The 21279-nt window shown below is 32.8% G+C and carries 20 protein-coding genes and 1 CRISPR repeat array (1 of these 21 running past the window's edge); of the genes, 1 reads left to right on the plus strand and 19 read right to left on the minus strand.

Annotated features, from left to right (window positions below; genetic code table 11):
• Positions 1 to 836: a CRISPR direct-repeat array (repeat unit 30 nt; unit sequence GTTTCAATTCCTTATAGGTAGGCTAAAAAC) (it extends 13745 nt beyond the left edge of the window).
• A 180-nt stretch (positions 837 to 1016) separates the two neighbouring features.
• The 15 genes from TETH514_RS11670 to tyrS form a co-directional block, all read right to left on the minus strand.
• Positions 1017 to 3353, minus strand: a complete 2337-nt coding sequence (locus TETH514_RS11670; RefSeq protein WP_009052108.1) for a CRISPR-associated helicase/endonuclease Cas3 — start codon at positions 3351 to 3353, stop codon at positions 1017 to 1019.
• A 14-nt stretch (positions 3354 to 3367) separates the two neighbouring features.
• Complete coding sequence (gene cas5b / locus TETH514_RS11675) at positions 3368 to 4078, minus strand: type I-B CRISPR-associated protein Cas5b (RefSeq protein ID WP_009052107.1); 711 nt, start codon at positions 4076 to 4078, stop codon at positions 3368 to 3370.
• A 14-nt stretch (positions 4079 to 4092) separates the two neighbouring features.
• Positions 4093 to 4974 carry a type I-B CRISPR-associated protein Cas7/Csh2 gene (cas7b, locus tag TETH514_RS11680; RefSeq protein WP_009052106.1) on the minus strand — a complete coding sequence of 294 codons (882 nt, stop codon included), beginning with the start codon at positions 4972 to 4974 and terminating at the stop codon, positions 4093 to 4095.
• Positions 4961 to 6943, minus strand: coding sequence for a TIGR02556 family CRISPR-associated protein (locus TETH514_RS11685; protein ID WP_009052105.1), 1983 nt, complete (start codon positions 6941 to 6943; stop codon positions 4961 to 4963). Before TETH514_RS11685 ends, cas7b begins: the two co-directional genes overlap by 14 nt.
• 54 nt (positions 6944 to 6997) lie before the next feature.
• Entirely contained in the window at positions 6998 to 7753 is a 756-nt protein-coding gene (gene cas6 / locus TETH514_RS11690) for a CRISPR-associated endoribonuclease Cas6 (protein WP_004399630.1), read from the minus strand.
• Between the two features lie 188 nt (positions 7754 to 7941).
• Entirely contained in the window at positions 7942 to 8355 is a 414-nt protein-coding gene (sufU, locus tag TETH514_RS11695; RefSeq protein ID WP_003868738.1) for a Fe-S cluster assembly sulfur transfer protein SufU, read from the minus strand.
• Positions 8352 to 9581 carry a cysteine desulfurase gene (locus TETH514_RS11700; RefSeq protein WP_009052104.1) on the minus strand — a complete coding sequence of 410 codons (1230 nt, stop codon included), beginning with the start codon at positions 9579 to 9581 and terminating at the stop codon, positions 8352 to 8354. The genes sufU and TETH514_RS11700 overlap by 4 nt, the downstream gene beginning before the upstream one ends.
• Positions 9578 to 10627, minus strand: a complete 1050-nt coding sequence (sufD, locus tag TETH514_RS11705; protein WP_004399629.1) for a Fe-S cluster assembly protein SufD — start codon at positions 10625 to 10627, stop codon at positions 9578 to 9580. Before sufD ends, TETH514_RS11700 begins: the two co-directional genes overlap by 4 nt.
• A 10-nt stretch (positions 10628 to 10637) precedes the next feature.
• Positions 10638 to 12041 carry a Fe-S cluster assembly protein SufB gene (gene sufB, locus TETH514_RS11710; RefSeq protein WP_003871433.1) on the minus strand — a complete coding sequence of 468 codons (1404 nt, stop codon included), beginning with the start codon at positions 12039 to 12041 and terminating at the stop codon, positions 10638 to 10640.
• 19 nt (positions 12042 to 12060) lie between these two features.
• Positions 12061 to 12807, minus strand: a complete 747-nt coding sequence (gene sufC / locus TETH514_RS11715; RefSeq protein ID WP_003871434.1) for a Fe-S cluster assembly ATPase SufC — start codon at positions 12805 to 12807, stop codon at positions 12061 to 12063.
• A 187-nt stretch (positions 12808 to 12994) separates the two neighbouring features.
• Positions 12995 to 13279, minus strand: coding sequence for a co-chaperone GroES (locus TETH514_RS11720; protein ID WP_003868733.1), 285 nt, complete (start codon positions 13277 to 13279; stop codon positions 12995 to 12997).
• Between the two features lie 91 nt (positions 13280 to 13370).
• Positions 13371 to 13955, minus strand: a complete 585-nt coding sequence (locus TETH514_RS11725) for a glutaredoxin domain-containing protein (protein ID WP_003867878.1) — start codon at positions 13953 to 13955, stop codon at positions 13371 to 13373.
• 586 nt (positions 13956 to 14541) lie between these two features.
• Positions 14542 to 15540, minus strand: a complete 999-nt coding sequence (locus TETH514_RS11730) for a spore photoproduct lyase family protein (protein WP_009052102.1) — start codon at positions 15538 to 15540, stop codon at positions 14542 to 14544.
• Positions 15512 to 16330, minus strand: a complete 819-nt coding sequence (locus TETH514_RS11735) for a nucleoside phosphorylase (RefSeq protein WP_038016408.1) — start codon at positions 16328 to 16330, stop codon at positions 15512 to 15514. Before TETH514_RS11735 ends, TETH514_RS11730 begins: the two co-directional genes overlap by 29 nt.
• A 71-nt stretch (positions 16331 to 16401) precedes the next feature.
• Positions 16402 to 17622 (minus strand): tyrosine--tRNA ligase, encoded by a 1221-nt coding sequence (gene tyrS / locus TETH514_RS11740; protein ID WP_003867875.1) that lies wholly within the window; start codon positions 17620 to 17622, stop codon positions 16402 to 16404.
• A gap of 131 nt (positions 17623 to 17753) precedes the next feature.
• Here tyrS and TETH514_RS11745 point away from each other — a divergent pair, with 131 nt between their 5' ends.
• On the plus strand, positions 17754 to 18155 hold the full coding sequence (locus TETH514_RS11745; protein ID WP_009052100.1) for a 23S rRNA (pseudouridine(1915)-N(3))-methyltransferase RlmH: 402 nt from the start codon (positions 17754 to 17756) through the stop codon (positions 18153 to 18155).
• Here TETH514_RS11745 and rlmH read toward each other — a convergent pair.
• The 4 genes from rlmH to TETH514_RS11760 all read right to left on the minus strand — a co-directional run bounded on the left by rlmH (position 18146) and on the right by TETH514_RS11760 (position 21231).
• Positions 18146 to 18613: a 23S rRNA (pseudouridine(1915)-N(3))-methyltransferase RlmH gene (gene rlmH, locus TETH514_RS11750; protein WP_003867873.1), complete on the minus strand. Its 468-nt coding sequence runs from the start codon at positions 18611 to 18613 to the stop codon at positions 18146 to 18148. The genes TETH514_RS11745 and rlmH overlap by 10 nt on opposite strands.
• Positions 18614 to 18630: 17 nt before the next feature.
• The gene (locus TETH514_RS12480; RefSeq protein WP_003867872.1) at positions 18631 to 18798 is read right to left on the minus strand and encodes a CxxH/CxxC protein; all 168 of its coding nucleotides are present in this window, start codon (positions 18796 to 18798) and stop codon (positions 18631 to 18633) included.
• 10 nt (positions 18799 to 18808) lie between these two features.
• Complete coding sequence (locus TETH514_RS11755; protein WP_009052099.1) at positions 18809 to 19912, minus strand: S1C family serine protease; 1104 nt, start codon at positions 19910 to 19912, stop codon at positions 18809 to 18811.
• A gap of 65 nt (positions 19913 to 19977) precedes the next feature.
• Positions 19978 to 21231 carry a UDP-N-acetylglucosamine 1-carboxyvinyltransferase gene (locus TETH514_RS11760; RefSeq protein WP_009052098.1) on the minus strand — a complete coding sequence of 418 codons (1254 nt, stop codon included), beginning with the start codon at positions 21229 to 21231 and terminating at the stop codon, positions 19978 to 19980.
• Positions 21232 to 21279 lie beyond the last annotated feature (48 nt).

Raw genomic sequence — 21279 nt, forward strand, 5'->3', positions numbered from 1 at the left:
GTTCCTTGTTTCAATTCCTTATAGGTAGGCTAAAAACAAAAAATTTCTTTAATGTCAATATTTAGTATTTCACGTTTCAATTCCTTATAGGTAGGCTAAAAACCAGCAATTATCGGAGAATATATCGTATACCCATCAAGTTTCAATTCCTTATAGGTAGGCTAAAAACGGCTTGCCGTTATTTTGCCAACAATGTTGGCAGCAGGGTTTCAATTCCTTATAGGTAGGCTAAAAACAAAGTAAATATATTTTGATTCGGGTAAACGGCATGGAGTTTCAATTCCTTATAGGTAGGCTAAAAACCTTCTGCCACTTCTTTTTCCTTTACAAGCTTTTGGAGTTTCAATTCCTTATAGGTAGGCTAAAAACATGTATCCAGTGACGCAAGATTTTTTAGAGAAGAGTTTCAATTCCTTATAGGTAGGCTAAAAACTCTAAAGACAGTTCTTTTACTTCTTCTAACAGCACTCGTTTCAATTCCTTATAGGTAGGCTAAAAACCACATACGTGTTTTGGGTGTTTCTTTATTTCGTGCTACGTTTCAATTCCTTATAGGTAGGCTAAAAACTGCAAAAAAAGCTGGTTTAAGTCATTCCTATATAAAGTTTCAATTCCTTATAGGTAGGCTAAAAACGATGAAGGACCTCACAAGTGCGGAAGGGCTGGCTTTCTTGTTTCAATTCCTTATAGGTAGGCTAAAAACCATTAGGTACAGAGGTAGAAAAAATGTTCAATACTTAGTTTCAATTCCTTATAGGTAGGCTAAAAACTTTAAAATCGTATAAAGAGCTTATTGAGCTGTATTTGTTTCAATTCCTTATAGGTAGGCTAAAAACTCATTCTAACATGCATAAATAGCACATTATACACCTTACAATTTTTTAATTTCTGTTAAGTATCTTGACTTTATTATAACATATTGTCCAATAAAATCAATTACTTTATGAAAATCAGAAAAATAAAAATGTCGTCGATCTCCAGGCGTTTTTGCACTATTGGACATCGACGACATTTATTTAAAATATCATATATTTATCATCTATATCTCTTTTAAATCCTGTTTTAAAATCATATATGTCCTTTATACCTTCTTTAGGTAAGTAAGGAATACCTTTATCCAGTTGAAAATTATTAATATATTTTTTGGGAAGAGAAAGTATATAATCTTTTATATTTTTCTGAATTTCTAAATATGCCTCTCTTCTAGCATTAAAATCCTTAATATTTGACAGTTTTAAATATTTTTTAAAAATGTCTTCTGCTACATCGTCATATATAAAGAAAGCTTCAAAATACCCTGGATTGTTTTCTATTAAAGAAAAACTATCTATGGCATATTCTCCTTCTGAAAAATCTAAGTTTTCAATTGACTTTATAAACTCACGTGAAACTTGTGAAGATTTGTTTTGCATCACCATGCTAAAATATTCGTTTATTAATTGAAAATATTTTTCTTCCATAATTGTATCATATCTTTTTAGTATATTTTCTGAAATATTCATTAATGTATTTCCATAAACATATTTGCCAAACAGGTTTTCTTCTTCATCAATCATCTTATAAACATACACATCTCCAATCTCTTTTTTACCATTCCTATTACATCTTCCCGCTGACTGAATAATTGAATCAATAGGTCCTAAATCTCTTATAACAACATCAAAATCAAAGTCAACTCCTGCTTCAACTACCTGTGTTGAAACAAGTATTATTTTTTCTTCTTTCTCTAATTTCTCCTTTATTTTATTTATTCTTTCCCGTCGATGTAAAGGAAGTATATTAGTCGATAAATAAAATATTTCCCTATTAAGACCTAATTCTACTAACCTCTTATAAATTTCTAAGGACTGCATAATTGTATTGCAGACTATCAAGTAGGATTTATCTTCTAAGTTTTCTTTGAATTTTTCTATAAAAGATTCTATTGTTAATTTTTCCATTTGAGGCATTAACCTTGTTCTTTTAAATATACTAAAATATTTTTCATTATTATCAAGTAATTCAACTGCATCATTTAAAATCATCGGTTTAGTAGCTGTCATTATTATTATTCTTAAATCTAAGTATTCAGAAGCCTTATTTAAAATATAATCTACTAACTGGAAATACTTTATATTGATAGCCTGAATTTCATCAAGTATTATAATCGAACCTTTTAAAGCATTAAATTTTTTCAACATTCTATTTCTTGCTCCTACAAGAGTTTCCAAAAGTTGTACAAAAGTTGTAATAATTATTCCGCTCTGCCAATTTTCTATTAACAATTCCGCTTCAGTTTTTTTATAGTCTCTGTATTCACTTTCATATTCTATCATTGCTAGATTATGATGCTTTATTATATATCTACTACTATTTCCCTTAAACTTGTCGAGTTTTTCCAAGAGTTCAAACAGAACACCATAGTTTTGTTCTATAATTGAGGTAAAGGGTAATGAATAAATTATTTTTCGATTACCTCCTAATAATTCTTTCAATTTTAAAGCCGCAAAAAAACCTGTAACTGTTTTTCCTGTACCTGTAGGAGCAGTGATAGAAAATATTTTTGATTTATTATAATTTTTCTCTAGATTCTCTATAACAACTTTAAATATCTCTGTTCTTATTTTATCTATGTCCTTTTCAGAGATTTCAAATTGGTTTTCTCTAATTTTATTCAACGTTTTGTAATCTACATATAACTCTTCTGGTAAATATGTATTCGATGCACTTATTTTATCAGCTGAAATTAATGCGGAATAAAGCATTTGATGTATAAAATAATTTTCATCTGATTTTAGCCTCCTAATGGATAAGGCTTCCAATTTTTTAAGAATAGCTAACGTATCTTTTATAACATTTTCTTCCTCAACAAACTGTTTGAATTCTTTTGCTAAACCTAGTCTCTCAAAATCAGGTATTATGAAAGATAAATTTTGTCTCATGTCTTTTAGTTGTTTATAAGAAATATCTATTTTTTCTGATACATTTAAAGGGAAATCTTTTCTTGAAACATCTTTAAATTTACTTGGAAGATTGACTGAAAAACTTTCTAAATTTCCATGGTGATGAAGTATGGTATTATAAACGATAAGGGGAAGAATGTTCTCTTCCCCATAATATTGAATTGCAACATATCCCCCAAATACTGCAGAAATAAAGCTGTGATTTGACAAGGAAGTTTTCTTTTTAGTTTTTAAATATTCTTGAAAATAAGATGTATATTTCCCAAAATCATGGCATAATGCTATAATCTCATATGCTTTTTTATATTCTTCAGGTATTTGATTAATTGATAGATTTTTTACTTCTATCAAGTGCTCATATAACAGTTTCTCATATTTCATCTCTTCATCATAGTGAGAATAGTATTTCATAATACACCACCTTCTTACATAAACACTATATTCTCACCGTTTGAAAGTTTGATAAATTCCCCATTAACTTTCACTCGAATTGGATGTCCTACATCCTCATACACATATGTAGTTACTTCTTTTATTGTTCTATCTATCCCAAAATCCCTCGGCATTCTCTCTTTAAGTAAATATCCTTTCATATTTTTGATATCTATTTCTTTAATTTTGTCACTTGGCATAACACTATAAATATCTTGAAAATCTTCACTTGTTGCCCAATCCCAAGTTACTTCCTCAACATAATCTATATAGCAACTAAAAGGCGCACTTCCAAAGTAGAGCGGAAAAACAGGAGCCTTTTTGAAGAGTCGCTCTTTTATTTCTCTAAAAATATTTTCATCTTTATGTATAATATAGAATCTGTAACGTATTTTACTATCACTAATCAATAATTCAAAAGGTATTTGCGTATGCTGTTTAGGAAAATGTAGTTCTCCAAGAGTAGTTGCTTTGATATAATTAACAGATTGCATTATTTTCTTTGTTTTGCTCATCTTTCTAACAGCTACATACAAATTTTCTGCATTTAATTTTTCATAATAAGTATCTCTTTCATAACCTAACAAAGCAGCTATCATTCCTTCTACTGTAGTCCTGGGTGGAACAGAATAAGTTAAAGAAGATGAATTTGTATAAAATTTCCTGAAATGAGCAAATTTACCCCATAAATCGAATATGACCATTGGAAGTCACCATCCTAATCTACCTTTTTTAGTGGTAACTCTTTAAATGCCTCCTCAAAAGTAACTTTCTCGCCATTAATGTTTAATTCTAACCTTTCATCAACAAAATAATAAACATTTTTTATTTTATTTTTATTCTCATTAAGTAAATTAACTAATTTGACCATTTCTAACGAGCATTCATTAATATCTCTTATACTATCTGTAGTTGTTTTTAACTCAATATAATCCCTAAAATCACCTAAGATTGTCACCTTATCAACATATTCCACTCTCATATAAATCCTTGGGTACTGACCTATTTTACTTCTTGTTACTAAGTTTGGTATCGCATGTTTTAAAGCTTCATCTAGTAGATAAAGGTCATCTTCTTTAAGTTTTGTTTTTTCTGCTCTATGACCACTTACAACCCCTGAAAAAGCTATTAATGAGTATTTAACTCTAAAGTCTTTTCCTATTGTACCTTGGGCAAATGTTTCACTAGATGAAAAATGGGAAGTTATACTTGCTTCTAAAAGCTCAACTTTATTTAGTGAATAGCCCCAATTAAACTGGATAGGTCCTATAAAAGTCTTAGTGTCTTTTTGCACTGTCATAGTTGCACCAAACATTCTCACATCAATCCAATTTTCCAAAATCCATTCATTTGATGAATCTTCCAGGTCTTTTACTCTTTTATCTGCTGTAACGGGCTTGTCATCCACTAATCGTACAAATATGTCATATCCTTTTAACATCAAATAATCTCTTATATATCTTTTAAGTCTTAAATCGGAAACTAAATTAATTTCTCTTTCATAATCCATTCTAGGTCTATTTTCCTCATCAGGATCCCCATTAGGATTGGTAAGTTTTGCGTCATAAATATATAAAATTTCATTATTATTCACTGACATTTGAACCAACCTCCTTCTTTTCTTTTAAAATAGGTATTGCAGTCGCATAAGAATATCCTGAAAGTACATAAAATAGGCTTTCATCCTTATTAAGCTTCCAATTTCTGATGTTTGAATCTATTAATCTTTTCATGTCATAAAAAGTTACCTCGTTGTAGTGTAATATTTTTTCTTGATTTAATTTGTTAAAAACATCCTTTGTAAGTCTAATAATCTTTTGTTTATCCAAACCATTGAAATTAATTTTATTAAGTATAGGCTTATTCGGCGTACCTTCGTCTTGAATACCTTTTTGCGCCTTTTTGTACTGTACATTTCCAATTTGTCCTATCAAATAGCCCAATAAAAACATTGCTGTCTCTTGTTCATTATAATTCATGTTACTAATAAAGGTTTTTATATTTTCATCAATTTTTAATTGAGATACATCCAATCTTTCTCCCTCCTTTAAACAACCCATATATTCTAAAAATTTAACGTACATACTTGCTTCTAAAAGATAAAATTCTATGTATCTTTTTTCTGGAATTATATTGTAACCGCCTTTTTTAAACTTGATTATTCTTACTCCATCTACTAAATTATTTATTATGTGCTTTTTACTAAGGTTCTTACCTGTAAGTATAGCATCATATATTTCAAGTATATCTCTATACTTGACCGCTTTTCCATCTTTAATTCTTATCGGGTTAATATAATATACTGTACTTAATGTAATTGTCCCTTTGTATTTTTCACCTAAAATTTCCTTGACATCTTTATTGGCATTTTCTAAAGCTATTCTCACTCTTTCAAAAATTGAAGGGTCTACATCTTTTATAAGTCTTAAAATTTTTGTAGCTTGGCTATCAATCTCATAGAAGATAAAATTTAAAAGAAAATAGCTCTTTTCATCCGTAAGGTCTAAAGATGTTCCTATTTCTTCTCTTAATCTCTCAATGCCTTCATAAGATTTCACTGTATTAAATGAATCTATTATTTTGTCAGTAGCAATCTCTAAATCATACTTACTAATCGGTTTGCCGTGAATAAACTGCGGAATTATAAGTACATCAAATGCTGTAAGTTTAGTTGACAATTTATTTGAAATGTAATTTTCTCCTGCTTGATATTTTGAAAAACATTCAGAACACATCTGCATATTTTTATAATAATTGTTTTTTGATAAGCTACTTGCAAAGATAATTTGATTCGTAGTAAAAAATTTAAATTTCACTTTTGAGGAATCAAAAGCAATTGCATCTTGACTACCACATATACTACAAACCCCTCTGCTAATCCCAGCTTTCTTAGTTTTTTGTGTTTTTGGTTTTTTTGATTCTATTACGGCGTCTACGTATTCTTTGTAACTTGATAGAGGTTTCCCCTCAATAAAAACAGTATATAAACCGATTTCTTCTGGTTCTATATTTTTTTCTTTTTTTAAATACCCCTCAAAATATTTGCTTACTTTCTTTCTGAATTTTTTTCCAATTTCGTTAGGAGACAAGTTTTCATTCTTTTTATCTTCTTTTATTTCTTTGAATAAATCTTGTACTGATTTCTCCTTATAACCTGATTTACTTAAATCCAACACATAACGGTATTTGGGTTCTAACTCTTCTATAGATACATAAAACTTTTCAAAAATATCTTTTAGTTTTTTATTTAACTCTTCACCAAAATCCATTTTTGTCAAATTGTAAATTGTTTCCGTCAAAATATAATCACTTGAAGTACTTGAAGCGTACCATAATGGACTATTGCCAAGTATCTTCCCTACATATAAATATTTGAATACAGTACCCTCATCCATTTCTTCGTTGACATCTATTTCTAATTTGTTTTCTTCTGGTAGAAAATTGAATTTTAAAACATGCAGTGCATTATCACCTTTTTTATAAGGAAGTTCGACTATAATGTTCTTTACAGGGTCATTTTCTCTTACTATATCTCCTATTTGAACTATTCCCTCAATAATTTTTATCACCCCCTATTACTTTAGATGAACAAAATATATTTTACTTCCCTTACCTCCTTTCTTTCACCCAATTATCTCAAAACACCCAAATCCTTGGGAGTTTTTTGCACCCAAACCTGTATAGTAAGCAAGTTCTAATAATTCAGGACTGCTTTCTACGTCGTATATACCCATCCATCCCTTCACATAAACATTTTTGTATTTAATCATCTTTGAATATCTCCTATCTTCCTTTTCTGATAAGGGATAAAGCTTAAAATATGGATCTTCCGCTTTTATTTTGTATACTAATTCATACTTTTTAAGCAGATTATTAAGTAAAAGAGGAGAAAATTTTTCATCCCAAGGGGAATAATAATAAGTATATTTTATATCACCATCCTTTAAAGTAGTATACATCACAACTGGAGAAATAAATTTTATCCTTGCTTTATTTTTAAAAACAGGAGGATTGTCTATATTGAGTGAATTCAAAATAAATTTTTGACCATTAAAATGGCAATACTCCTTTTTTAACGCATTTTTTGAAATATCAAATATAAATTCATCTAAAGGAGAGGCAACAGTAAATTTAAAAGGAGGTTTTATGCTTATTTTTTTCTGCCCTTTGGAATCTGTTAAAATCTTGAACTCCCCTTCAATTCTTGAAAAAGTAAATAATTTAAATTTTCTTTTTTCATATTGAAACCCTTCATCATGTAAAAAAGCTGCAAACTCACTGTCCCCCATGAGGTCATACAAAAAGCCTTGAACTATATAATTATAATGAATTGGCAATACTAAATTTTTTTCTCCCACAAATTCCAAAGTAATTCTCATAATAACACCTCATAAATTTATTCCAGTGAAGATATGGATATATTGGTTTTACGTGTATATAATTCTACATTAATTCCCATTTTTCCTTCTTAACTTTTAAAAAATTTTTAATGATTTTGTCTAAATTTATTTAATAAATAGTAAACCATAAAACAAAAAAGAAAAGCCCATTTTGAGCTTTTCTCTCTTTATAAAATTTCCTGAAGTGTCTTCCAAGCCAGTAGAGCACATTTTACACGGGCAGGAAAGTCAGATACTCCATGCAGTACTTGGGCATCACCTAATTCATCTAAGTTTACGTCTTTTTTGTGTATCATGTCTATAAATTCTTGAACAAGCCTTAAGGCCTCTTTTTTGTCTTTCCCTTTTATAAGGTCTATCATCATAGAGGTTGAAGCTTGGCTTATAGCACATCCATGACCTGTAAAAGATGCGTCTTCTATAATGTCACCATTCATTTTTAGATAAAGGGTAATGTCGTCACCGCAAAGAGGATTGTGCCCCCTTTCTTTGTGAGTAGCATCTTTAAGCTCTCTCCTATGAGGGGAGTTTTCATAGTGTTCCATTATAACTTCAGAATAAAGCTGATTTAAATCGCTCATTTAAACCACTTCCTGACTTTTTTTAGTCCTTCCACAAGGGCATCAATATCCTCAAAATCGTTGTAGAGATAAAAGCTTGCTCTTACAGTTGCAGGAACGCCTAAGTATCTCATTAAGGGCTGGCAACAGTGATGCCCACTTCTTACAGCAACTCCTTCTTCATCGAGAATTGTAGCAACATCGTGAGGATGAACTCCTTCTACATTGAAGGAAATTATTCCTCCTCTTTCCTTCGCGTCTTTGGGGCCATACAATTTTACAAAGTCTAATTCTTTCATTTTTTGAAGACCATACTCCAAAAGCTCGCCTTCGTGTTTATATATATTGGTAAGCCCAATTTTTTCTATATAATCTATGGCAGAAATAAGCACATACGCTCCCTCTATATTAGGAGTACCTGCTTCAAATTTAAGAGGGGAAGGTGCAAATGTGGAATGGTCCTCGTAAACCTCGTCTATCATTTCTCCTCCTCTTAAAAATGGCGGTACCTCTTTAAGTAAATCTTCTTTTATATATAAAACCCCAATCCCCATAGGTCCTAACATCTTGTGACCAGAGAAGGCAAAAAAGTCACAATCTATCTTTTGTACATCAACAGGCATATGAGGTACACTTTGTGCTCCATCTATTAACACTTTTGCCCCGTATTTGTGGGCAATATGTGTAATCTCCTCCACAGGATTTATTATTCCCAAAACATTCGACATGTGTTGCACAGCAACTAATTTTACTTTTTCAGACATTTTTTCTTTGAAATCTTTCATAGAAAGCCTAAAATTTTCATCAAGATAGACATATTTAAGCTTTGCCCCTTTAGCTTCTGCTACCATCTGCCATGGGAGTATATTACTGTGGTGTTCAGCTATGGTAAGTAGTATTTCGTCTCCTTCGTTTATATGCTTCATACCCCAAGTGTAGGCTATAAAGTTTATAGACTCTGTTGTATTTCTTGTGAAAACTATAGACTCTCCTCTTTTTGCGTTTATAAATTTTTTTACCCTTTCTCTTGCCTCTTCATAGGCTTGTGTTGAAAGTACACTTAAATAATGGGGGCTTCTGTACACATTGGCATTTAGCTCTTCATAATATTTATCCATAGCCTTTATTACTTCAATTGGCTTTTGTGTTGTAGCGGCATTGTCAAGATATACAAGCCTTTTTCCATGGGGCTTAACACTCAATATAGGAAAGTCTTTTTTTATTCTTTCAATATCGATATTTTTCACTTTATAATCCTCCTTCCTATATGACCCTTTATGATGATTTCTCTTACAGGGTCATAAGGAATCAAGTCTATAACAGGATTTAATATGGCTTGAACCATTAAAAGCCTTGCCTCTTCTAAACTAAAGCCTCTGCTCATCACATAATAGAGTTTGTCTTCATCTATTTGCCCTGCACTGGCTGAGTGGTTTGCCTGTACATCATCTTCTCCGCAGTAAAGAGCAGGAATTGCAACGGATTTTACAGTTTTGTCTAATAAAAGTACTGTTTCATTTTCTTCAGCTTTTGCCTTTTTTGCACCTTTTTTAATGTCAATATTTCCTATAAAGGTAGCCTTTGCACTTCCTTTTAAGGCTCCTTTTAAGTCCACACTGCTGGTAGTTTTAGGAGCTTGGTGGTATACTTTATAAGCCATGTCATATTTTTGACTATCCACACCTAAAAAAATGGATTTGGAAGTAAAGGTACCTCCTACCTCATCAAGATATACCGCCACATCAAAAGCGCTTACTTTCGAGCCTATCACAACATTTGACCAGTTGACCATAGCATTTTTCCCTACAATTACAAGGTTATTGTCAAAGTCGTTGAATTCGTCTCCCAATCTTTGTATTTTTACTATATTTACAGTAGAACCTTCTTTTGCAATCACCTGCGTTATGCCATTGTGAAAGCCTTTTGTACCTGAATTATAGTCAAAAACGATTGTAACTTGCGAATTAGCTTCCGCTTCAATTATGTTATAATCAATCAATGTGTCATTTTGTTCATTTGTTATATAATCAATCACTATAGGTTTTTCAACATTACTGTTTTGAGAAATCTCAATGTGAAAACCTGCATTGTAAAAATCTTTTACCATATTTATAAATTTGCCTTCTATGCCAAAAGCTTTATCCCTTAAAGCCAATATCTCTGTCGGCAATCCAGCTAATTTCTTTGTCTCTTTTATTTTTACTGTATCATGAGACAAATCTTTTATTACTGCTGAAGTGTATTCTTTATAAGAAGGCTGTTGTATTTCCTCCATACTAACTCTCTTCCACATATTTTCACTCCTATCCTATTGCGCCTTCCAGCTCAAGTTTAATGAGCCTATTCATCTCCACTGCATATTCCAATGGCAAAGCTTTAGCTATAGGCTCAACAAAACCTCTTACAATCATAGCCCTTGCATCGTCTTCGCTTAAACCTCTGGACATGAGGTAAAATATCTGTTCATCGCTTATTCTTCCCACTTTCGCCTCATGACCAATGTCCACATTGTCATTTTCTATTTCTATTACTGGCATTGTGTCAGACCTTGAAATATCGTCCAACATCAAGCCTTCACACTGGACAGAAGCCTTTGCACCTTCCGCATTAGGTCCTATTTTGAGAAGTCCTCTATAGCTTGATATTCCACCATCTTTTGATATACTCTTTGCTAAAACCTTTGAAGAAGTATGAGGAGCTAAGTGTATCATTTTTGAACCTGTATCTAAATGCTGCCCTTTTGCAGCAAAAGTCACACCGGTGTATTCCGCCTTTGCTCCTTCTCCTTTTAATATAGAAGCAGGATAAAGCATTGTCTTGTGGCTTCCAAAAGAGCCGGATATCCACTCTATAATGCCATCTTTCTCAACAATTGCCCTTTTTGTATTTAGATTATAGGTATTTTTACTCCAGTTTTCTATAGTAGAATAAATTATGCGAGCCCCTTCATTTACAAAAAGTTCTACGCAACCTGCATGTAAGTTTGAAACAGAATACTGTGGTGCAGAACAGCCTTCTATAAAATGTACTTCACTGCCTTTGTCAGCAATTATGAGAGTGTGCTCAAACTGTCCGCTTCCTGGTGCATTCATTCTAAAATAAGCCTGAAGTGGAACCTCCACTTTGACCCCTTCTGGAACATAAACAAATGTGCCTCCGCTCCATATTGCAGCGTGAAGGGCTGCAAATTTGTGATCATAAGGCGTCACGTTTTTTGTCATAAAGTACTCTTTTATTATGTCAGGATATTTTTTTATTGCAGTGTCCATGTCCTCAAATATGACACCCTGTTGAGTAAGGCTTTCTTTAATATTGTGATATACAACTTCAGAGTCGTATTGAGCACCTACTCCCGCCAATGCTTTTCTTTCCGCCTCAGGAATCCCCAACCTTTCAAAAGTACGCCTTATCTCTTCTGGAACTTCATCCCACGACCTTTGCATTTTTGCACTTGGGCGTATATAGGCAATAATAGAATCTATGTCAAGTTGACTTAAATCAACACCCCATGTGGGCATAGGCATTTTTTGATATATCTCCAAGGCTTTTAATCGAAAATCCCTCATCCAGGAAGGTTCATTCTTTTGCTCAGATATTTCTAAAACAACTTCTTTAGAAAGTCCTTTACCTGTCTGATACTCATACTTTACGTTGTCTTTGACGTCGTATATGCTAAAATCTATTTCCTTTATATCTGGTTTTTTCATTATTTTCGCCTCCTATGGGTTACACGCCATTTCTCACAAAGTCATAACCCTTTTCTTCAAGAATCTTTGCAAGGTCCCTGTCACCACTTTTTACAATCTTTCCATCCATTAAAACAGATATTACATCTGGCTCAAGGTAATCCAATATCCTGTTGTAGTGGGTGACTATTAAGATAGACATCTCTTCAGTCTTTAGCTTTTTGACCGCTTCCGCGACAACTTTTAAGGCATCTATATCAAGACCAGAGTCAATTTCGTCAAGCATTACAAGTTTAGGCTTTAGAAAAGCCATCTGGAGTATCTCAGTTTTTTTCTTTTCCCCTCCAGAAAAACCTACATTTAAATACCTACTTCTGTACTCGGATTTCATGTCTAAAAGCTCTAATGTGTTTTTCATGTCTTTTGCAAATTGAAGCATCGACACATTTTGGCCTGTCACAATATTAACAGAGGTCCTTATAAAATTATCCACTGTTATTCCGGGTATTTCTTCAGGGTACTGAAAAGACAAAAAGATGCCCTTTTTTGCCCTTTCATTGACTTTTAGATTTGTTATATCTTCTCCTTCAAATAAAATCTGTCCTGAAGTCACTTTATATTTAGGATTCCCCATGATGGAATTGCACAATGTGCTTTTACCACCACCATTGGGTCCCATAATTGCATGTATTTCTCCTTTTTTTATTGTTAAATTAAGCCCTTTAAGGATATATTTGTCCTCAACTTCTACATGCAAATCCTTTATTTCTAACAATGTTTCTCTCATCTTTCACAACTCCTTTTTAATTCCGACTATTTTAATAGGAATACTCAAGCAATACTATTATACACCACCTAAACAACCAAATCAATAGAAAAAGACACAAAATTGATAATTATTTTCATTTAATAAACATATGTCAATAATTATCTATAAAAATATAAGAAGTCGGGACTTCAATTTCCCCGACTTCTTATATTTCGTCAACTTCCACAAACTTAGCCAGTATGTCATCTACTGGAATTATGAGATATTCCTCTCCCTCGTGTTTTATCTTGGTACCTGAAAACTCTTTATATATAACCCTATCCCCTACAGCAAGCTCATCGGAGGCACCTGCTGCAAGAGCTTCAATTACTCCCTGATTTAATTTTTCTTCAGCAGTCTTGGGAATTATTACTCCGCCTATCTTTTTCTCTTCAGGCTCTTTTTCCAATTTAATAAGTGCATGGCCATTTATAGGTTGTATTTTTGTCATAACTCCTTCTCCTTTCTTTTATTATTTTTTACCGCTATTATTACATTATTTATTATACCTCACTTATAAGAAAAGGTACAAGGATAAAAACTTATTGTTCAGTAATTCCAAGCAATCTATTAAGCTTAGCTTTATCAAACCCTACTACAATTGTACCATCAATATCCGTCTGTGGCACCCCTCTTTGGCCACTCCGCCTTACTAATTCTGCTGCCGCACTTGGATTTTTGCTCACGTCTATCTCTCTAAAAGGTATGTTATGCTGTCTTAAATATGCCTTTGTAGCATTACACCAGGGACAAGAGGGAGTAGTGTAAATTGTCACTCTGTGAGCCTTTAGACCTTTCCCATCAGAAGCTTTTGAAGGAGCGACAACTAAAAGTTTTTCATAATATTCTTTGCTTTGAAGTCCAAATACAAACTGCCATGGCTCTTTATCCTTGAAAAGTATCACTGAAGGCACTACTTTGATTCCATATTGTGGATGAATATCTCTTATCTCAGAAGCATTTACTACATAAACGGGCACTTTAGGATTGTCTTCACTGAATTTCTTCATGACCTCTAAAGCTTCAAGACTCTTTTGTGAAGAATTAGAATAAAACATTAGCATAAAAAATTCTTCTTTATTTTTTACTTCTTCAAAGTGCTGAGTATCCTTTATAAACTCTAACATCAAATCACCTCTTTAAATATTTATGTTATCCAAAATCAAAAATTTATATAAGCAAAATTGCAATTCCTTTTTATTACAAACCGTTATAAACTACGGCTACCCCCCATAAGTATTGGGTCGCAATTTATATTATAAGGAAAACTATTTTAAAAATCAAGATATTTTTAACAATCCTCCTTATTGAATTGAGTAAAAGCCACCCTGCTTTTAGAATGACAGATGAAAACTCCCCTTAGTTAGAGGGGAGTTTGTTTGTTGACAAAGTTAAAAAATATTCAAAGGAGATATTTTGCATCGTCGCTCCGATGTTCCAAAGCGACAAAACTAAAGCTCGACCTTCGGGCTCCGGCAGGGTACCGGGCACAATCGGCATCCATGCCTTAAGGTGCCCGCCTCCGCCATCCATGGCTTCGGCCCTGCCTCCACCCTCGGTCTTGCTAAGTTTCCCGGCACTCAAGTAAGAAAGTTTATAAAGCAAAAATAGAAAAAACAAGCATACTTACTTGAGTGCCGGGCCGCTTTGTAACAAGTCGCTCCTTATGCAAAATATCTCCTTTACGAAAGTTTGTCTACAGTCTGACCCCCCTTAGTTAGAGGGGAGTTTGTTTAATACATACACTTTTTCCTTTTCAATATATTTTATTACTTCTCTATAAACAAATTCCTCAAAATATTCTGCCTCTTTATAGGTAAATATTCCATCTCTCAAAACCGTATCATAGCAAAATATTGGAGAATATTCTTTTAATTTTTCTATTTTTTTAGCTTGCTCCTTTACCATTCTAAAAGCTCCAATATTGACATCTTGTATGCCTTCTTTAGGTATTTTGGAAAAAACATATTCCACAAAACCTTTATATATCTTTTCAAATCCTTCTATATACATCACAGGCTCAATAGAAATTCTGACTTTTAAACCCTTTGATATCGCTCTTTTTATGCTTTCTATCCTTTTACTGAGAGAAGGTGTTAGTTTTTCATATTTATCAATGACCGGTTGGGGCAACAATGTCCATGCGAAAATTACATTAGAGGGTATGTCGATAAATTCTACAGAATAAAAATTAGCACTTTTTGTTCGTATTTCTATTACAAGGTTTTTATTTCCTTTGGCATATTCGATCCACTGTTTAGTAAAACCTGTAAGATATTCTAGAGTAAGTAAATCTGTCTCATAAGATATGCTTAGATAAACTTTATGATCCTGTGTCAGTTTGTCTACTTCTTTAAAATAGTCCTCAATATTCACAAAAATAACAAGATGTCCTGAAGGGTACATACCCTGTAAATAGCAATAATCACAATCATACACACAATTGAATATAATTGATGTATGGTAAAAATTGATATTTCCAAAGTCTTCACAAAGCTTAGAACCTTTATATATAAAATCATATCTTTTTTTGGCCAATATCAGATTTTGCCTCTCTTTTTGGATAAGGTAGTTTTGATTAGGTCTATTGAAAACCTCACTATACCTGTCAATAAGGATTACTTTACTTTTAGGAAATTTCTTTAAAATATTTTGCGTTGTAAGATTGTCCAATACCTCCTTCTCAATGTAAATGTGAGAGAATTTTTTCAAAGGCCTTCTTCCTTTCTTCTTTATTATTTACCTGTAAATCATAAAAGTTTTTTAAAAAATCTATACCTTCATTTTTTCTAATCTTATAATGTAGGCAAGCTTTATAAAAAATTTGCCTTTGACTGGCGGTAAGTTTTAGCTTTTGTGAAAGAAAATTTATAATTTCTTTTTCATAAAAGGAAAATATTTCTCCAGTTTTAAAACTATTTTTCAATATTTTAATAAATTCCTCTATTTCCTTTAACTTGTTTTTTATTAACTCATAAATTTTATCTTTAGACACCCCCTCGAAATCTGTACTATCAGAGACAATTTTTAAAATATAAATTCTGTGGGTCTCAAAAAATTTAGAGGCTGCTTGATAAAAGCCGCTGGTTTCCATATCACAAAGCCTTGCTGTCATTAACCCTTTATCTTTTACTATATAGTTAAAAGTCTCTATATCGCTTTCTTCAAAAGGATGGTTTACCAAGATATCAGGTATATAATTTTTCTGAGTTTCATTGTCTACAATTTTGTTAATAAGGTATATGTTCCCTATCTTTTCATCAATATCTTTCGAACCACATACACCAAGGTTTATTATAAAGCTTTCTGAATCACACAAATATTTAGTAACCGCATGAGAAACAGCTATACTGCTATTTATTTTGCCCACTCCTGTTACTACCAATGTTATTTCTTCATTTCTAAAAACTTGAAAATATCGATTTTCTACGTCTTTTTTTAAGTCAAAATATTCAATTAGAGGTTTTGCCTCAATATATAAAGCGGTTGCGATAAAGACCATCTTAGCACCTCTTTCAAGAACATATAAAATTTGTGCCAAGAGAAATTCTCTTGACACAAAAAGCTCCCCCTTTATTCTTTAATAACAAGCCTGTGATACTCTTTTTTGCCTTTTCTTATTAAAATGCTATCATCTTTTATCATATTATCTTTTATATATTCATCAACACTTTCAACTTTTTCATTGTTTATATATAGCCCGCCTTGTTGAATAAGCCTTCTTCCTTCGCTCTTTGAAGGTATTATCTTTGCTTCAAAGAGAACATCTAAAATTTTTTTACCTAAAACATCAGAAGAGACAGTAACAGAAGGCACATTATCTAAATCTCCACCGCTTTCAAATAAAGCCTCTGCCGCCTTTTGAGCTTTTATAGCCTCTTCCTCTCCGTGTATAAGTTTTGTAACCTCATATGCCAATACTTTTTTCGCCTCGTTTATCTCTTTATCTTTCAATGCGCCTAATCTTCTTACTTCATCCATAGGCAAGAAAGTGAGAAGTGCCAGAGCCTTTTCCACATCCGCATCAGCTATATTCCTCCAATATTGATAGAATTCATAAGGAGAAGTCTTATTCGGATCAAGCCACACTGCTCCTTTTTCTGTTTTTCCCATTTTCTTCCCTTCGCTGGTGGTAAGTAAAGTAAATGTCATGCCATAAGCCTGTTTGCCTTCTTTTTTTCGTATAAGCTCTATTCCAGCAATAATATTAGACCATTGATCGTCTCCGCCCATTTGCATTACACAATTGTATCTTTTATTTAATTCAAGAAAATCATAAGCTTGCATCAGCATGTAGTTAAATTCTAAAAAGGAAAGACCTCTTTCTAATCGGGACTTAAAGCATTCTGCTGTAAGCATTCTATTTACAGAGAAGTGAACCCCTATATCTCGCAAAAATTCAATATAATTTAAGTTTAAAAGCCAATCAGCATTATTGGCCATGATGGCTTTGCCATCAGAGAAATCGATAAGCCTTTGCATTTGCTTTTTAAAAGCTTCAGCATTTCTATTTATTTCCTCTCTAGTTAATATCTTCCTCATATCAGTCCTGCCGCTTGGGTCTCCTACCATGGCTGTGCCGCCGCCTATTAACACAATAGGCCTGTGGCCTGCTTTTTGCATGTGAGACATTACCATAATTTGAAGAAAATGTCCTACATGCAAACTGTCTGCAGTAGGGTCAAAACCTATGTAAAATGTGATTTTTTCCTTCTCTAAAAGCTCTCTTATTTCCTCTTCATGAGTCATTTGCTGAATATATCCTCTTTCTTGTAAAACATCAAGTACAGACACGATAATACCTCCATTGCTTTTATTTTTGTATATTGTATCAAATGAAAAGCATATTTTCAAATATTTTTGACAATATAATTTTATCACTTTATAATATTGACTATCAACAAAATACAAAGAGAAGTGATAGGATGAATTATAAAGTCTATGCTACAGGTAATAAAATAGAAAAGTTTTATTCTGATGCAATAAAAGAATATCAAAAGAGGTTAAACCGCTTTTGTAATATTTCCTTTACAAACTACAAAAATCCTCAACAGTTGCCCAAGCAACAAATAGACAAATATTATAAAATCGGAATATTACCTTCAGGAAAATCGCTGTCTTCTGAAGAATTAGCAGAAAAAATAAAAGAGCTTGAACTTTCAGCAAAGACAGATATATTAATAGTCATAGGAAATGAGGAAATTCCCTTAAATGAAAGCATTAGCATAAGTCCTATGGAAATGAGTTTAGGCCTTGCATCTACTATTCTTTTTGAACAGTTGTATCGCGCTTATAAAATTTTAAACAATGAACCTTATCACAAGTGATTTTTACCATCAAATGCTAAATAAAGCTGTTCTAAAAGTATGAGCCGCATCAATTGATGAGGAAATGTCATTTTAGAAAAAGAAAGATTTAAGTGAGATTGTTTCTTTATATTTTCCCACAATCCCAACGAGCCACCTATTACAAAGGTCATTTCTCTATAACCAGATTGAAAAGTAGCCTTTATAAATTGGGAAAATTTATATGAGTCTATTTCTTTTCCTTCTATAGCAAGAGAAACAACAAAGCTTCCTTTTTTTATTTTAGAAAGAATTCTCTCTCCTTCTTTACGCAAAATCTCCTCTTTTTCTTTTTCACTTAAATTTTGAGGAGCTTTTTCTTCCTCTACTTCTCTAATTTCTATTTCACAATAAGGTCGCAATTTTTTTAAATAAAAATTTATCCCATTATTTATATAGTTCTCCTTTATTTTTCCAACAGCTATTATATGTATTTTCATTATTAAGTCCCTCATTTTTAAACTACAAGATATTTAGGCACATCATCACAAAAATCACATTTATGAGGTACTAGCCAATCAGTAAAAGAAACTTCATCTAATTTGTAAATATCCGGTGGCTGCTCGTACACTTCAACAAACTCTTCGATGGCATCTTCTAAATGCTTTTCACACACAACAAACATAAAACCTCTCCTATTCCCCGAGAGTTATAGTAGTATATCCTGTCTTTCCTGTTACGGTTTTGTACTTGACTTTTATTTTGTCTCCTGGATTTTTTTCATAAATAATACATTTTAAACTTGTCATAGTATTTACAGGTTTTCCGTCTACCTGCAAAATAATATCACCTTTTCTAATGCCAGCTTTATAAGCAGGACCTTTAGGGTCAATATCTGCCACATATATCCCCTCATATATGTAAACATCTGCGGAAATGTAGCTGGCAATTTCTTTATCATAGGCAACTATGCCAATATAAGGTGCTTTAAATGTACCAGTTTCTATCACTTTCTTAAGTATAGGCTTTACAATATTTATAGGTATAGCAAAGCCCAATCCTTCAGCGGTTGTCACCTTCGCAGTATTTATTCCAATTGCGTAGCCTCGAGAATCCACTAAAGGTCCTCCGCTATTTCCTGGATTTATAGAAGCATCTGTCTGTATCAAGTCTTCCATGATTCGCGGTTTTCCATCCTCAGTAATAGGAAGACTTCTATTTAAAGCACTTATTATTCCAGAAGTAACCGTCCTTTGAAACCTAAGACCTAAAGGATTTCCAATTGCTATTGCAGTTTGCCCTACCGATATCTTGTCAGAATCTCCCAAAGGTATAACTGGCAAATCTTTTGCTTCAATTTTTAATATAGAAAGGTCTAAAACAGGGTCAGTCCACAAAACTTTGCCTGGTAATATACTACCATTGCTTAAATATACCTTTATATTTTTGGATTTTTCATTAGCAACATGATTGTTTGTTATAATATAGCCATTTGGATTAACAATAAAACCTGAACCTACACCTTCTACAGCTTTTTCTATAAAATAATATTCTCTTTGAAATTCTACAGTAGTAATTCCCACAACAGCAGGAGTGTCTTTTTTTGCCACTACTTCCGCTATTGTAGGAGATTCTTTTGTTGGTATCACTATTTCTGTTCTTATTCCTGAAGAAGGAGGATAAGGTATAGGAATAACTTTACCCCATAAATACTTTGGTGCAATATATACAAATACCAAAGAGCTAACCAAAGTAGTTATAATTGCAACAGCAAAAAAACTCTTTAATTGACGCTGCATAATATCACCTCACTAAATAGGATGAGATATTATGCAGCACATTATACGCAAAATTTTATAGCTTTTTACTCTTTTACCCTTACTATATCAGCACCTAATTGTTGAAGCTTTACTTCCATCGCTTCATAACCCCTATCTATATGATAAACCTCCATAACCTCCGTCGTACCCTCAGCAGTAAGCCCTGCTATAACCATCGCTGCGCCTGCTCTTAAGTCTGTCGCGTAAAGAGGTGCACCTGTCAACTTCTCTACACCTTCAAATATTGCATTTCTTCCTTCTATTCTTACTTTCGCTCCCATTTTCTCTAACTCATTTAAATATTTAAATCTATTTTCATAGATATTTTCAGTAATGACACTTATGCCATCAGCCAAAGCCAAAAGCACCGCAAAGGGCTGTTGCATATCTGTTGGAAAACCAGGATAAGGTAAAGTCCTTATATCAACATGTTTCAAAGGCCCTTCTCTTCTTACTCTTATCACATCATCGTATTCCTCAACAATGACACCCATTTCTACAAGTTTTGCAATAATTGCTTCTAAGTGATTTGGAATTATTCCTTTTATATACACATCACCTTTTGTTGCGGCAGCTGCCACCATGTAAGTTCCTGCTTCTATTTGGTCAGGAATAATAGTATAGTGACATCCGTGAAGCTTGTCTACCCCTGTTATCTTTATAGTATCTGTACCAGCACCTTTAATATTCGCTCCCATGGCATTTAAAAAGTTTGCTACATCAACTACATGGGGCTCTTTTGCACAGTTTTCTAATATTGTTACCCCTTCGGCTTTAACCGATGCCAACATCAAATTTATAGTAGCACCTACGCTTACTACATCAAAATATATATGATTCCCTACCAACTTATCAGCTTTAATCCTTATAAGTCCATGCTCTATGGTAGTTTTTGCCCCTAAAGCTTCAAAACCCTTGATATGCTGGTCAATAGGTCTTACGCCAATATTACATCCCCCAGGCATCGCAATTACTGCTTCATTAAACTTACTTAAAAGTGCTCCGATAAGATAATAAGAAGCCCTCATTTGGCTCGCCAAATCCCGAGGAGGGTAAAAGGAATTTAAGCCTATGGGGTCAATTACTACTTCGTGTTTTTTCTTTTCTATTTTCCCTCCCAGATTGCGTATCATCTGGGCTAATAGTTCTATATCTTTTATATCAGGTAAATTATCTATCACACTCGGAGTATCAGCCAATAACGCTGCGGGAAGAATTGCAACAGCAGAATTTTTAGCACCACTTATCTGTACACTTCCTCTAAGAGGCTTTCCTCCTTTGATTACAAACTTTTCCATTTTTAATCTTCCCTTCAAATCAAATTAAATTAAAATAAATCAAATATC

This window comes from Thermoanaerobacter sp. X514 (assembly GCF_000019065.1).
GTDB lineage: Bacteria > Bacillota > Thermoanaerobacteria > Thermoanaerobacterales > Thermoanaerobacteraceae > Thermoanaerobacter > Thermoanaerobacter pseudethanolicus.

Bases quoted from the DNA above. Each gene is read 5' to 3' on its own strand.
- cas7b (WP_009052106.1), bottom strand. From the start codon at position 4,974: ATGTCAGTGAATAATAATGAAATTTTATATATTTATGACGCAAAACTT.
- TETH514_RS11745 (WP_009052100.1), top strand. From the start codon at position 17,754: ATGAATTATAAAGTCTATGCTACAGGTAATAAAATAGAAAAGTTTTAT.
- TETH514_RS11760 (WP_009052098.1), bottom strand. From the start codon at position 21,231: ATGGAAAAGTTTGTAATCAAAGGAGGAAAGCCTCTTAGAGGAAGTGTA.
- sufC (WP_003871434.1), bottom strand. From the start codon at position 12,807: ATGAGAGAAACATTGTTAGAAATAAAGGATTTGCATGTAGAAGTTGAG.
- sufD (WP_004399629.1), bottom strand. From the start codon at position 10,627: ATGTGGAAGAGAGTTAGTATGGAGGAAATACAACAGCCTTCTTATAAA.
- cas6 (WP_004399630.1), bottom strand. From the start codon at position 7,753: ATGAGAATTACTTTGGAATTTGTGGGAGAAAAAAATTTAGTATTGCCA.
- TETH514_RS11720 (WP_003868733.1), bottom strand. From the start codon at position 13,279: ATGACAAAAATACAACCTATAAATGGCCATGCACTTATTAAATTGGAA.
- TETH514_RS11755 (WP_009052099.1), bottom strand. From the start codon at position 19,912: ATGCAGCGTCAATTAAAGAGTTTTTTTGCTGTTGCAATTATAACTACT.
- TETH514_RS11735 (WP_038016408.1), bottom strand. From the start codon at position 16,330: ATGGTCTTTATCGCAACCGCTTTATATATTGAGGCAAAACCTCTAATT.
- TETH514_RS12480 (WP_003867872.1), bottom strand. From the start codon at position 18,798: ATGTTTGTTGTGTGTGAAAAGCATTTAGAAGATGCCATCGAAGAGTTT.
- TETH514_RS11725 (WP_003867878.1), bottom strand. From the start codon at position 13,955: ATGTTAGAGTTTATAAAGGATACTCAGCACTTTGAAGAAGTAAAAAAT.
- cas5b (WP_009052107.1), bottom strand. From the start codon at position 4,078: ATGGTCATATTCGATTTATGGGGTAAATTTGCTCATTTCAGGAAATTT.
- sufB (WP_003871433.1), bottom strand. From the start codon at position 12,041: ATGAAAAAACCAGATATAAAGGAAATAGATTTTAGCATATACGACGTC.
- sufU (WP_003868738.1), bottom strand. From the start codon at position 8,355: ATGAGCGATTTAAATCAGCTTTATTCTGAAGTTATAATGGAACACTAT.
- rlmH (WP_003867873.1), bottom strand. From the start codon at position 18,613: ATGAAAATACATATAATAGCTGTTGGAAAAATAAAGGAGAACTATATA.
- TETH514_RS11670 (WP_009052108.1), bottom strand. From the start codon at position 3,353: ATGAAATACTATTCTCACTATGATGAAGAGATGAAATATGAGAAACTG.